The organism is Pseudomonas sp. B111, from assembly GCF_026428275.1.
Lineage (GTDB): Bacteria > Pseudomonadota > Gammaproteobacteria > Pseudomonadales > Pseudomonadaceae > Pseudomonas > Pseudomonas aeruginosa.
This window is the reverse complement of the sequence record NZ_CP097857.1, coordinates 6,034,105-6,047,331: the sequence shown is the minus strand read 5'-3', so window position 1 is coordinate 6,047,331 and position 13,227 is coordinate 6,034,105. Positions and strand designations below refer to the sequence as shown.

The following is a 13,227-nucleotide window of genomic DNA, read 5'->3' as shown; positions in this document are numbered from 1 at the left end:
CAGAACAAGAAGCCGGCCGTCCACGGGAGCCGCCATGCGCCTGTTCGCCATCGTCCTGCTCTGCCTCGTCCTGGCCACCTGCGCCAGCCACATCCCCAGCGCCCGGGTGACCCATCCGGCCAGCGCCGGATTGCCCGGCCTGGAAGGTTTCCAGTTGATGCCGCCGGAACAGGCGGTCGACGCCCTTCCCTACCGCAACCGCTATCCGCTGATAAACGCAGAGCTGCGCCAGGGGCTGGCGGCCCACGGCTACCACGAGAGCGCTACCCCGCAATTCCGCGTCTACTACTGGCTGGCGCTACGCGACGCACCGCTGGAGTTCCGCCCCGACCTTCCGCCCACCTCCGGCATGGGGCCTTATCTGGCGATCCACCGCCTGCGCGACGAAACCGGGACATTGCGCGTGCGCCTGGTCGACCTGGAGGAGCGCGCTCTCTGGGAAGGTATGGTAAGCACCGGCCTCAGCCCCGCCAGGGCCAATCCGGAACAGCTCGAACTGGCGGTCGGCGCCCTGCTCCGGCAGCTTCCACGCGCCCGCTAGGACACCCTGGGGTAGACTTCCGCCTATCACGCGGAGGATTCCCATGCAGATTTACAAGGTCGGCGGCGCCGTGCGCGATCGCCTTCTCGGCCGTCCGGTCACCGATATCGACTGGGTGGTGGTCGGTGCCAGCAGCGACGAGATGCTCGCCCGCGGCTACCGCCCGGTGGGCGCCGACTTCCCGGTCTTCCTTCATCCGCAGAGCGGCGAGGAATACGCCCTGGCGCGCACCGAGCGAAAGAGCGGGCGCGGCTACGGCGGCTTCACCTTCCATGCCAGCCCCGAGGTGACCCTGGAGGAAGACCTGACTCGCCGTGACCTGACCATCAACGCCATGGCCGAGGACGAACAGGGCCGGGTAATAGACCCCTACGGCGGCCAGGCCGACCTCGAGGCGCGCCTGCTGCGCCACGTTTCCCCGGCGTTCGCCGAAGATCCCCTGCGGGTCCTGCGCGTAGCGCGCTTCGCCGCCCGCTACGCCGGCCTGGGCTTCCGGGTCGCCGCCGAAACCCTCGCCCTGATGCGCCAACTGGCGGAGTCCGGCGAGTTGCAGGCGCTGACCCCGGAGCGCAGTTGGAAGGAAATTTCCCGCGCCCTGATGGAACCCAACCCCGAGGTCTTCATCCAGGTCCTGCACGACTGCGGCGCCCTGGCCGAACTGATCCCGGAAGTCGAGGCGCTGTTCGGCGTACCGCAGCCGGCGGCCCACCATCCGGAAATCGATACCGGCGTCCATGTCCTGTCGGTATTGCAGCAATGCGCCCGCCACCGGCAGCCGCTCAGCGTACGCTGGGCCTGCCTCCTGCACGACCTGGGCAAGGGACTCACCAGCGAAGCGGACTGGCCCCGCCATATCGCCCACGAGGCTCGCGGCGTGCCGTTGATCGATGCGGTGAACCAGCGCTTCAGGGTCCCGCGCGACTGCCAGGAACTGGCGCGCCTGGTGGGCGAGTACCACACCCACGCCCATCGGGCGCTGGAGCTGCGCCCGAATACACTGCTGGAGCTGTTGCAGAGCTTCGACGTGTATCGCCGCCCGCAGCGTTTCGAGGAGTTCGTCGCCGCCAGCGAGATGGACGCGCGCGGCCGCCTCGGCCTGGAACAGCGCGACTATCCGCAGGCCGCCTACCTGCTCGGCGCGGCGCAGGCAGCGCGGGCAGTCAGCGTGAAGCCGCTGGTGGAAAAGGGCCTGAAGGGCGCGGAACTGGGCGAGGCGCTGAAGCGTGCGCGCCTCGCCGCACTCAAGGCCTACAAGGAAGAACGCGGAAAGGCCTGAAGCAGCGCTTCGGGAGTCAACGCCTGGCCACGCCATTCGAATGGCGCCGGCCAGAGCTTCTGCTGGATCCTCGCCTCGCGCCAGAGATCGCCCAGCGGCTGGCGGGCGACCGGATGCTCCAGGTTCGGCGCCAGCTCGGACAAGGGCCAGAGCACGAAAGCGTTCTTCAGCACTTCGGCGCGCGGCAGCACCAGGCCATCGAAATCGCCAACCAGGTCGCCGTAGAACAGCACGTCGATATCCAGCGGCAGTCCCTTGCGCTCTGGCGCATAGCGGCCGTTGTCGGCCTCGATGTGCTTGAGTCGCAGGCTCAGTTCGGCCAGCGGCAGATCGGTGCGGGCAGACACCACCAGGTTGAAGAACGGCCCGCTCTTGATACCCACCGGCTCGCTCTCGAACACCGGCGAGCAACGCAGGTCATGAAGGAAACCGGCCAGCGCATCGAGGCCGGCATGCAGGTGGCGCTCACGCTCGACATTGCTGCCGAGGCCGAGGTAGACCGGGATCAGCGACATCCGCGTTCGATCTCCACGCCAACGCCACGGGCCGCCGGCACCGCGCCGGGCTTGGTCACGCGGATGCGCAGCCAGGGAATGCCGCGCTCGCCCATCAGTACCTCGGCGAGGCGCTCGGCGAAGGTTTCCACCAACTGGAAATGCGATTCCCGGGCGAATTCCTGCACCCGCTCGGACAACGCGGCATAGTCCAGCGCCAGGGCGAGATCGTCGCCCGCGGCGGCCGGACGGTTGTCCCAGCCCAGGGTCAGGTCCAGGCGCAGGCACTGACGGATGCCGCGCTCCCAGTCGTACACGCCGATGACGGTATCGACCTCCAAGCCTTCGATAAAAACTCTGTCCACTTCGCTACCCGCTCCAAGGGATGCCACGACAAGCGTGCGCCGCCCCGTTAGAATCGAGGACATCCTCGTCCTCGGTGGAATCCATGGTCTGGCTACTGGCGATCCTCGCCTACCTGCTCGGTTCCCTCTCCTTCGCCGTCCTGCTCAGCCGCTGGTTCGGCACCCAGGACCCGCGCGCCAGCGGTTCCGGCAACCCCGGCGCGACCAACATGCTGCGCGTCGCCGGGAAGAAACTCGCCATCCTGACCCTGCTCGGCGACGTCGGCAAAGGCCTGTTGCCGGTGCTGGTCGCCCGCTGGCTGGGGCTCGGCGTGATGGAGGAGGCCTGGGTCGGCATCGCCGCCGTGATCGGCCACCTGTATCCGCTGTACTTCAACTTCCGCGGCGGCAAGGGTGTCGCCACCGCCGCGGGCATGCTCCTCGGCCTCTATCCGCCGGCCGTACTGCTGGCCGCAGCGGCCTGGCTGCTGACCTTCAAGCTGTCGCGCACCAGCTCGCTCGCCTCGCTGGTGGCCACCCCGCTGACCCTGCCGTTGCTGGCCTGGCAGCAGCCCGGAGCGCTGCTGCCGATGACCGTGCTGACCGGCCTGATCGTCTGGCGGCACCGCGCCAACTTACGCGATCTATTCGCCGGCCGCGAACGGCATTTCTAATCCATAAAAGGAAAAAACTTCATGCAGTCTGGCCCAGCTGCGTCATCGACACCTGCCTGACTGCGACCTGGCGGCCACTCAGACCGCCGGCAGCGACTCCATCGGCCAGCGCGGCTGGACGCTGATCGCCGGGCCGTCATGCTGGCCGGCGAGCAGGCGCTGGCAGCCGGCGTAGGCGATCATCGCGCCATTGTCGGTGCAGAAGCGCGGGCGGGCGTAGAACACCTGCCCCTTCATTTCGCCGAGCATCTTTTCCAGGCCGCTGCGCAGCGCCTGGTTGGCGCTGACACCGCCGGCGATCACCAGGTTCTTCAGGCCGGTCTGCTTCAAGGCGCGACGGCACTTGATCAGCAGGGTCTCGACCACCGCGGTCTGGAACGCCAGGGCGATGTCGCAGCGGGTCTGCTCGCTGTCGTCGCCGGCCTCGACGCAACGCTGCCAGGTGTTCAGGGTAAAGGTCTTGAGCCCGCTGAAGCTGAAGTCCAGGCCGGGGCGATCGGTCATCGGCCGCGGGAACACGAAGCGGCCAGGAGTGCCGCGCTCCGCCAGGCGGGCGATTTCCGGACCACCGGGATAGCCCAGGCCGATCAGCTTGGCGGTCTTGTCGAAGGCTTCGCCGGCGGCATCGTCCACCGATTCGCCAAGCAACTGGTAGCGGCCGATACCGTCCACCCGCACCAACTGGGTGTGACCGCCGGAAACCAGCAAGGCGACGAACGGGAACCGCGGTGGCTGCTCTTCCAGCATCGGCGCCAGCAGGTGCCCTTCCATGTGGTGCACGCCGACCGCCGGCACGCCCCAGGCGAAGGCCATCGCCTGGGCACAGGAAGCCCCCACCAGCAGGGCGCCGACCAGGCCGGGACCGGCGGTATAGGCGATCGCGTCGATATCCGCCGGCGTGCAGCCGGACTCGTCGAGCACCTGGCGGATCAGCGGCAGCATGCGCTTGACGTGGTCGCGCGAGGCCAGCTCGGGCACGACGCCGCCGTAGACGCGATGGAGGTCGATCTGACTGAACAGCGCGTCGGCCAGCAGGCCGCGTTCGCTGTCGTAAAGGGCGACGCCGGTTTCGTCGCAGGACGTTTCCAGTCCCAGCACGCGCATGGGCTTGAGCCTTAGAGCTTGGCAAATACGAAGCCGCGCATGATAATCGGCGGCTTTGCGCCAGACCAGTGTTTTTCGATCGGAGGCTTTGCATTCCTCCGGCCGAACCGTTAATATCCGCAACCCTTGAAAACCGACGTATCCGCGCCACCTTGCCGGAGTACGTTCAACCCCCGGTAATCAGTGAAGGTACGACCTGGATGCCAGCCGTCAAAGTAAAAGAGAACGAACCCTTCGACGTAGCCCTGCGTCGTTTCAAGCGCTCCTGCGAAAAAGCAGGTGTACTGGCTGAAGTTCGCAGCCGCGAGTTCTACGAGAAGCCCACTGCCGAGCGCAAGCGCAAGGCCGCTGCCGCAGTGAAGCGCCACGCGAAGAAAGTACAGCGCGAACAGCGCCGTCGCGAGCGCCTGTACTGATCCACTCGACGCCCACGCGTCAGTGATCGTGCCTCAGCCCGGCCTCGGCCGGGCTTTCGGCTTTCCGTCATGAGCGAAATCAAATCCCGCCTCCTCGACGCCGTCAAGGTCGCCATGCGCGCCCAGGACAAGCCGCGGCTGACCACGTTGCGCCTGGCCCTCGCGGACATCAAGCGCGTCGAAGTCGACGAACGCATCGAGGTGGATGACGCCCGAGCCCTGCTGATCCTAGACCGGATGATCAAGCAGCGCCGCGACGCCCAGCGCCAGTTCAGCGACGCCGGCCGCCAGGACCTCGCCGAGGTCGAGGCCGCCGAGATCCTCGTGCTTCAGGACTTCATGCCCAAGCCCCTGGACGACCATGAGATCGACGCCCTGATCGAGCGCAGCATCGTCGACAGCGGCGCCCAGGGTCCGCAGGACATGGGCAAGGCGATGAACCTGCTGCGACCGCAGGTCCAGGGTCGCGTCGACATGGCACAGGTCAGCCAGCGCCTGAAGGCGCGCCTCTCCTCCTGAAACACCGCGCCGGCCTGATCGGCCCGGCGATAATTGCTATGCTGCCGCTCTGCGCCCACGCGCCGTCGTTTTCGAGAACACCATGGCCGGCCTGATACCGCAAAGCTTCATCGATGACCTGCTGAACCGCACCGACATCGTCGAGGTGGTGAGTTCGCGCATCCAGCTGAAGAAAACCGGCAAGAACTACAGCGCCTGCTGCCCGTTCCACAAGGAAAAGACTCCCTCGTTCACCGTCAGCCCGGACAAGCAGTTCTACTACTGCTTCGGCTGCGGCGCCGGCGGCAACGCGCTCGGCTTCGTCATGGACCACGACCAGCTGGAGTTCCCCCAGGCGGTCGAGGAACTGGCCAAGCGCGCCGGCATGGACGTGCCGCGCGAGGAACGCGGCGGACGCGGGCACACGCCGCGCCAGCCGACCGACTCGCCGCTCTACCCGCTGCTCAGCGCCGCCGCCGAGTTCTACAAGCAGGCGCTGAAAAGCCACCCGGCGCGCAAGGCCGCGGTGAACTACCTGAAGGGCCGCGGCCTGACCGGCGAGATCGCCCGCGACTTCGGCCTCGGTTTCGCCCCGCCCGGCTGGGACAACCTGCTCAAGCACCTGGGTGGCGACAACCTGCAACTCAAGGCCATGCTCGACGCCGGCCTGCTGGTGGAGAACAGCGACACCGGCAAGCGCTACGACCGCTTCCGCGATCGCGTGATGTTCCCGATCCGCGACAGCCGCGGGCGGATCATCGCCTTCGGCGGCCGGGTGCTCGGCGACGACAAGCCGAAGTACCTGAACTCCCCGGAGACTCCGGTCTTCCACAAGGGGCAGGAACTCTACGGACTCTACGAAGCCCGGCAGAAGAATCGCGACCTCGACGAGATCATGGTGGTCGAGGGCTACATGGATGTCATCGCCCTGGCCCAGCAAGGCATCCGCAACGCGGTGGCGACCCTCGGCACGGCGACCAGCGAGGAACACATCAAGCGCCTGTTCCGCCTGGTACCGAGCATCCTGTTCTGTTTCGACGGCGACCAGGCCGGGCGCAAGGCGGCCTGGCGCGCCCTGGAGTCGGTGCTGCCGAACCTGCAGGACGGCAAGCGCGTGCGCTTCCTGTTCCTCCCCGAGGGCGAGGACCCGGACAGCCTGGTACGCGCCGAGGGCGAGGATGCCTTCCGCGCACGCATCACCCAGCAGGCCCAGCCGCTGGCGGAGTACTTCTTCCAGCAACTGATGCTCGAGGCCGACCCCGCCACCCTGGAAGGCAAGGCCCACCTGGCGACCCTCGCCGCGCCGCTGCTGGAGAAGATTCCCGGGAACAACCTGCGCCTGCTGATGCGGCAACGCCTGTCGGAAATCACCGGCCTGTCCGGCGAAAACATCGGACAACTGGCGCACCACAGCCCGCCGCCGTCGTCCATGGACCACGGAGCGAGCGGCGCCTTGGACGGCGACGACTATTTCGCCGCCAGCGCCTACTACGAGAACGAGCCCTCCCATGCGCCGTTCGACGCTGCGCCAGGCTATGGCGAGGCGCAACCGCGCAAGAGCTGGAACAAGGACAAGAAGCCCTGGGACGGCAAGAAGTGGGATGGCAAGAAGAAGTGGGACAAAGGCGGCCGCGGCGACTTCAAGGCTCCGCAACGAACGCCGGTCAGCGTGGAGTCCACCACCCTCAACGCCCTGCGCACCTTGCTGCATCATCCGCAGCTGGCCTTGAAGGTCGACGATGCGGGCACCCTCGCCAGGGAGCAGGATACCTACGCCCAGTTGCTGGTGTCCCTGCTGGAAGCCCTGCAGAAGAACCCGCGGCAGAGCTCGATGCAACTCATCGCGCGCTGGCACGGCACGCCCCAGGGCCGCCTGCTGCAGGCCCTGGGCGAGAAGGAGTGGCTGATCGTCCAGGAGAACCTTGAAAAGCAGTTCTTCGACACCATTACTAAACTCTCCGAGAGCCAGCGTTTCGGCGAGCGGGAGGAGCGTTTACGCAGCGTCATGCAGAAGAGCTACAGTGAACTGACCGATGAAGAGAAAGCCTTGCTCAGAGAGCACTACAGTGTTGCCGCTTCATCGCCTTCCCAGAGCTGAACTGGCGCCTCAGCCCAGGCATCAGGTATAATCCTCTGCTTATTTTTTGCCCGCCAAGACCTTCAGTGGATAGGGTGTTATGTCCGGAAAAGCGCAACAGCAATCTCGTCTGAAAGAGTTGATCGCCCGAGGCCGTGAGCAGGGATACCTGACTTACGCGGAGGTCAACGACCACCTGCCGGAGGATATTTCCGATCCGGAACAGGTGGAAGACATCATCCGCATGATCAACGACATGGGGATCAACGTATTCGAGACAGCCCCGGATGCGGATGCCCTGTTGCTGGCCGAGGCGGATACCGACGAAGCCGCAGCGGAAGAAGCCGCAGCGGCCCTGGCCGCGGTGGAAAGCGACATCGGTCGCACCACCGACCCGGTGCGCATGTACATGCGTGAAATGGGTACCGTGGAACTGCTGACCCGCGAAGGCGAGATCGAAATCGCCAAGCGCATCGAGGAAGGCATCCGCGAAGTGATGAGCGCCATCGCCCAGTTCCCGGGCACGGTGGACAGCATCCTGGCCGACTACAATCGCATCGTCGCCGAAGGCGGTCGCCTCTCCGACGTCCTCAGCGGCTATATCGATCCCGATGACGGCAGCCTGCCCGCCGAAGAGGTGGAGCCGGTCAACCTGAAGGACGATTCCGCCGACTCGAAAGAGAAGGACGACGAGGAAGAAGAAAGCGACGACAGCAGCGACAGCGACGACGAAGGCGACGGCGGTCCGGATCCGGAAGAAGCCCGCCTGCGTTTCACCGCGGTCTCCGAGCAGCTCGACAAGGCCAAGAAGGCCCTGAAGAAGCACGGTCGCGGCAGCAAGCAGGCCACCGCCGAACTCACCGGCCTGGCCGAGCTGTTCATGCCGATCAAGCTGGTGCCCAAGCAGTTCGACGCCCTGGTCGCCCGCGTGCGCTCCGCCCTGGAAGGCGTGCGCGCCCAGGAACGCGCCATCATGCAACTCTGCGTGCGTGACGCGCGCATGCCGCGTGCCGACTTCCTGCGCCTGTTCCCGAACCACGAGACCGACGAGAAGTGGGTCGACAGCGTCCTGAAGAGCAAGCCGAAGTACGCCGAGGCCATCGAGCGCCTGCGCGACGACATCCTGCGCAACCAGCAGAAGCTGGCGGCCCTGGAAAGCGAGGTCGAGCTGACCGTCGCCGAGATCAAGGAAATCAACCGCGCGATGTCGATCGGCGAAGCCAAGGCTCGCCGGGCGAAGAAGGAAATGGTCGAGGCCAACCTGCGCCTGGTGATTTCCATCGCCAAGAAGTACACCAACCGCGGCCTGCAATTCCTCGACCTGATCCAGGAAGGCAACATCGGCCTGATGAAGGCGGTGGACAAGTTCGAATACCGTCGTGGCTACAAATTCTCTACCTACGCCACCTGGTGGATTCGCCAGGCGATCACCCGTTCGATCGCCGACCAGGCACGCACCATCCGCATCCCGGTGCACATGATCGAGACGATCAACAAGCTCAACCGCATCTCCCGCCAGATGCTCCAGGAAATGGGTCGCGAGCCCACCCCGGAAGAGCTTGGCGAGCGCATGGACATGCCTGAGGACAAGATCCGCAAGGTACTGAAGATCGCCAAAGAGCCGATCTCCATGGAAACCCCGATCGGTGACGACGAAGATTCGCACCTGGGCGATTTCATCGAGGACTCCACCATGCAGTCGCCGATCGAGATGGCGACCAGCGAGAGCCTCAAGGAATCCACCCGCGAAGTCCTCGCCGGCCTCACTGCCCGGGAAGCCAAGGTGCTGCGCATGCGCTTCGGCATCGACATGAACACCGACCACACCCTCGAGGAAGTCGGCAAGCAGTTCGATGTGACCCGCGAGCGGATCCGCCAGATCGAAGCCAAGGCGTTGCGCAAGCTGCGCCATCCGTCGCGAAGCGAGCACCTGCGCTCCTTCCTCGACGAGTGACGAACGAACCCCCGGCCTGAAAAACCGGGGGTTTTTCTTTGCCGCTTGCCCCGCCGCCCGGCGTCTACACTTCCGCTTATATTCCCGTCCACCGCGAGACCGCCTCATGCAGCGTCTGCAGGCCGTGCTTCTCCTGTGTCTGGCCTGCTGCTGGCCGGGGCTGGCCGGCGCCCTCACGCTCACGCCCGAGGAACGGGCCTGGCTGGCCGAGCACCCGAGCATCCGCCTGGGCGTGGACACCTCCTGGCCGCCATTCGAGTTCCGCGACGAACAGGGCCGCTACCAGGGACTCGCCGCCGGCTACGTCAGCCTGCTGCAGGAACGCCTGGGCGTCAGCCTGACGCCTGTCGAACCGAAGACCTGGACGCAGGTCCTGGAGCAGGCCAAGGACGGTCGGCTGGACCTGCTGCCCGGCATCATGGCTACCCCGGAGCGCCAGGAGTACCTGAGCTTCACCCGGCCCTACCTGGACTTCCCGATCATCATCCTGGCACGCAAGAACGGCCCGATGCCGAAGCGCATCGACGAGCTCTACGGACTCAAGGTCGCGGTGGTCGACCACTATGCTCCTCACGAACTGCTGATCGCCCAGCATCCCGACCTCACCCTGCTGCCGCTGCCTTCGGTAGCGGCAGCCCTGCAGGCGCTGGCCACCGACCAGGCCGACGCCTTCGTCGGCGACTTCGCCTCCAGCGTATGGAACCTCCGCCAGCTCAAGCTCAACGGCCTGGAGATCAGCGGCGAGACGCCATACCGCTACCAACTGGCGATGGCCGTGCCGCGCGGACAACCGATCCTCGCCGGGATCGTCGACAAGGTCCTCGCCGACCTCAGCGCCGAGGAGATCGAGCGACTCCAGGCCCCCTGGGTCGGCGGCCTGCTCGACCGACGTCCGGCCTGGCGCGAGATGGCGACCTACGGCCTTCCCATCGTCCTGCTGATCCTGGTCTCGGTCGCCATACTGCTGGCCATGAACCGCCGCCTGCGCCGCGAGGTGAGTCGCCGGCGGCAATTGGAGCGCGAACTGCGCGACAGCGAACAGCACTACCGGGGACTGGTGGAAAGCCTGAATGCCATCGCCTGGGAAATGCGCCTCGAGGAGAACCGCTTCACCTACGTCTCGCCCCACGCCGAACGCCTGCTCGGCTATCCTCTCGGCGAATGGCTGCAGCCGGGCTTCTGGCAGCGGACCCTGCACCCCATGGACGCCGAGTACGCCATCCACTACTGCATGAGCGAAAGCCAGGCCGGACGCGACCACAGCTTCGACTACCGGATGCTCGCCGCCGACGGCCGGGTAGTCTGGATTCGCGATCTGGTCACCCCGATCACGCAAGGCCGGGACCTGCTCCTGCGCGGTCTGATGATCGACATCACCGAGGCCAAGCTCACCGAGCAGGCCATGCGCCTGTCCGAACAGAAGTTCGCTTCGGTGTTCCACCACTGTCCGGACATGGTGGTACTGGCCAATGGCGCCGACGGCCGCTTCCTCGCGGTGAACAACACCTTCGAGCAGCAGATCGGCATCGCCGCCGACGACGCCATCGGCAAGACCGCCACCGAACTGGGCATCTGGGCACTCCCCGGCCTGGGCCCGCAGGTTCTGGAAAAGCTCGGCCACGGCAACCTGACCAACCTCGAGGTGCCCCTGCGGCGCCGCAATGGCAGTACCTTCAGCGCGCTGCTCAGCGCCCAGCACGTGGTCCTCGACCAGACCCCGGCGCTGGTGGTGGTGATCCGCGACATCACCCACCTGGTGGAGACCCAGGAACTGCTGCGGATCTCCGAGGAGAAGTTCGCCAACGCCTTCCATGCCTACCCCGACGGTCTGCTGATCAGCCGCCTCGAAGACGGCACGCTGATCGACGTGAACGAAGGCTTCACCCGTCTCACCGGCTACCGCCGCGACGAGGTCATCTCCCGCTCCACGCTCGAACTCGGCCTGTGGGTCGACACCGAGGACCGCAAGCGCCTGATCTCGCTGGTACGCCACCACACCCTGACCCAGGGCTTCACCGCCCCTGTACGGGACCGCAACGGTGGCATCCGCCAGTGCGAGATGTCCGCCCACCGGATCAGCATCGATGGCGAGGACTGCGTGCTGACCATCGCCCGCGATATCACCGAGCGCCAGCTCATGCAGGAGAAGCTGCAGCAGGCCGCCACCGTCTTCGAAAGCACCGCCGAAGGCGTGATGATCACCGATACCCGCCAACGCATCACCGCGGTCAACCGCGCCTTCAGCGAGATCACCGGCTACAGCGAGCAGGAGGCGCTGGGACGCTCGCCCAGCCTGCTCTCCTCCGGACAACACGACTCCAGCTTCTACCTCGCCATGTGGAACCAGCTGGAGCGCGACGGGCACTGGCAGGGCGAGATCTGGAACCGACGCAAGACCGGCGAGCTGTACCCCGAATGGCTGACCATCAGCGCGGTACACAATCCGCAGGGCGAGATCACCCACTTCGTCGGCGTCTTCGCCGATATCTCCACCCTCAAGTACGCCCAGGCCCGGCTCGACTACCAGGCCCACCACGATCCGCTCACCGGCCTGCCCAATCGCCTGCTGTTCGAGAGCCGGCTCAATCACGCCCTCGACGAGGCCCGCGAAGAGAGTCGTCCCGGCGCCGTGCTGTTCATCGACCTGGACCGCTTCAAGCACATCAACGACAGCCTCGGCCATCCCATCGGCGACCTGCTGCTCAAGGCCATCGCCGAACGCCTGCGCGACCAGTTGCGCGACGTCGATACCGTGGCCCGCCTGGGGGGCGACGAATTCATCATCCTGCTCCCAGGCCTGCACCAGGAAAGCGACGCCGAGCACGTCGCGCGCAAGCTGCTGAATGCCTTCACCGCGCCGTTCCAGGCCGACGGTCATGAATTCTTCGTCAGCGCCAGCGTCGGCATCGCCCTGTTCCCCAAGGACGGCGACGACGCCCCGACCCTGGTGAAGAACGCCGACGCCGCCATGTACCGCGCCAAGTCGCGGGGCCGCAGCCGCATCGAGTACTACACCCGCGAACTGACCTACCTGGCCACCGAGCGCATGGCGCTGGAAACCGAACTGCGCCGCGCCCTCGAGCGCGACGAGTTGCAGCTCTACTACCAACCCAAGCTGAGCCTGGAGAGCGGCTTGCTGGTCGGCGCCGAGGCACTGGTGCGCTGGTACCATCCGCTGTTCGGGGAAATTTCCCCGGAGCGCTTCATCCCCCTCGCCGAGGATTGCGGCCTGATCCTGCCCCTCGGCGACTGGGTGCTGGAACACGCCTGCCAGCAGATGGGCGAATGGCAAAAGCTGCACGCGCCGTTCGGCCCGCTATCGGTCAACCTCGCCGGCGCCCAGCTCGGCCAGCCGCAACTGATCGAACGCCTCGAGCAACTGCTGGAGCAGTCCGGGCTGGAACCGTCGCGGCTGCAACTGGAAATCACCGAGAGCTTCATCATGAACCAGACCGAGGAGGCCCTCGCCGTCCTCCACGGCCTCAAGCGTCTCGGCGTACAGCTGGCGATCGACGACTTCGGCACCGGCTACTCCTCGCTCAGCTACCTCAAGCGCCTGCCGCTGGACATCCTGAAGATCGACAAGTCGTTCATCCGCGGCCTCCCCGACGATCCCCACGATGCCGCCATCACCCGCGCCATCATCGCCCTCGGCCGCAGCATGCAGCTCACGGTGATCGCCGAAGGCGTGGAAACCGAAGGCCAGCAGAGCTTCCTCACCCACGAAGGCTGCGAGCAGATCCAGGGCTTCGTCCTCAGCCCGCCGCTGCCCGCCGAGCTGTTCGCCAGCAAATTCCTCAAACCGCGCCAGCCGATTGGCGCTCCCCGAGAAGCGCCGGTATAATCCGC

Annotated in this window: 11 protein-coding genes; 8 read left to right on the top strand and 3 right to left on the bottom strand. The window is 66.1% G+C overall.

The genetic code is table 11. From position 1 onward, the window contains the following. The first annotated feature begins 34 nt into the window (after positions 1 to 34). Positions 35 to 541 carry a DUF4136 domain-containing protein gene (locus M6E97_RS28050; protein WP_033938488.1) on the top strand — a complete coding sequence of 169 codons (507 nt, stop codon included), beginning with the start codon at positions 35 to 37 and terminating at the stop codon, positions 539 to 541. A 43-nt stretch (positions 542 to 584) separates the two neighbouring features. Continuing rightward, the gene (locus M6E97_RS28045; RefSeq protein ID WP_003099584.1) at positions 585 to 1,817 is read left to right on the top strand and encodes a multifunctional CCA addition/repair protein; all 1,233 of its coding nucleotides are present in this window, start codon (positions 585 to 587) and stop codon (positions 1,815 to 1,817) included. Here M6E97_RS28045 and folK read toward each other — a convergent pair. Beyond that, on the bottom strand, positions 1,790 to 2,332 hold the full coding sequence (gene folK, locus M6E97_RS28040) for a 2-amino-4-hydroxy-6-hydroxymethyldihydropteridine diphosphokinase (RefSeq protein WP_003085067.1): 543 nt from the start codon (positions 2,330 to 2,332) through the stop codon (positions 1,790 to 1,792). The genes M6E97_RS28045 and folK overlap by 28 nt on opposite strands. Then, positions 2,323 to 2,676 (bottom strand): dihydroneopterin aldolase, encoded by a 354-nt coding sequence (folB, locus tag M6E97_RS28035; RefSeq protein WP_003099587.1) that lies wholly within the window; start codon positions 2,674 to 2,676, stop codon positions 2,323 to 2,325. Before folB ends, folK begins: the two co-directional genes overlap by 10 nt. 83 nt (positions 2,677 to 2,759) lie before the next feature. Between folB and plsY the strand changes: the two genes are divergently transcribed. Beyond that, positions 2,760 to 3,329: a glycerol-3-phosphate 1-O-acyltransferase PlsY gene (gene plsY / locus M6E97_RS28030; RefSeq protein ID WP_003085061.1), complete on the top strand. Its 570-nt coding sequence runs from the start codon at positions 2,760 to 2,762 to the stop codon at positions 3,327 to 3,329. A 78-nt stretch (positions 3,330 to 3,407) separates the two neighbouring features. Here the strand turns inward: plsY and tsaD are convergent, their stop codons facing one another. Continuing rightward, entirely contained in the window at positions 3,408 to 4,433 is a 1,026-nt protein-coding gene (gene tsaD / locus M6E97_RS28025; RefSeq protein ID WP_003109020.1) for a tRNA (adenosine(37)-N6)-threonylcarbamoyltransferase complex transferase subunit TsaD, read from the bottom strand. A gap of 200 nt (positions 4,434 to 4,633) precedes the next feature. On the opposite strand from tsaD, the gene rpsU reads away from it, so the two are divergent. The 5 genes from rpsU to M6E97_RS28000 all read left to right on the top strand — a co-directional run bounded on the left by rpsU (position 4,634) and on the right by M6E97_RS28000 (position 13,222). Next, positions 4,634 to 4,849, top strand: coding sequence for a 30S ribosomal protein S21 (gene rpsU / locus M6E97_RS28020; RefSeq protein ID WP_003085057.1), 216 nt, complete (start codon positions 4,634 to 4,636; stop codon positions 4,847 to 4,849). A gap of 69 nt (positions 4,850 to 4,918) precedes the next feature. Further along, complete coding sequence (locus tag M6E97_RS28015; RefSeq protein ID WP_003085042.1) at positions 4,919 to 5,368, top strand: GatB/YqeY domain-containing protein; 450 nt, start codon at positions 4,919 to 4,921, stop codon at positions 5,366 to 5,368. Between the two features lie 82 nt (positions 5,369 to 5,450). Next, positions 5,451 to 7,445: a DNA primase gene (gene dnaG, locus M6E97_RS28010; protein ID WP_023091418.1), complete on the top strand. Its 1,995-nt coding sequence runs from the start codon at positions 5,451 to 5,453 to the stop codon at positions 7,443 to 7,445. A gap of 79 nt (positions 7,446 to 7,524) precedes the next feature. Continuing rightward, positions 7,525 to 9,378 (top strand): RNA polymerase sigma factor RpoD, encoded by a 1,854-nt coding sequence (rpoD, locus tag M6E97_RS28005; protein WP_003085035.1) that lies wholly within the window; start codon positions 7,525 to 7,527, stop codon positions 9,376 to 9,378. Positions 9,379 to 9,484: 106 nt separating this feature from the next. Then, positions 9,485 to 13,222 (top strand): bifunctional diguanylate cyclase/phosphodiesterase, encoded by a 3,738-nt coding sequence (locus M6E97_RS28000; RefSeq protein WP_033938487.1) that lies wholly within the window; start codon positions 9,485 to 9,487, stop codon positions 13,220 to 13,222. The last annotated feature ends 5 nt before the right edge of the window (positions 13,223 to 13,227 follow it).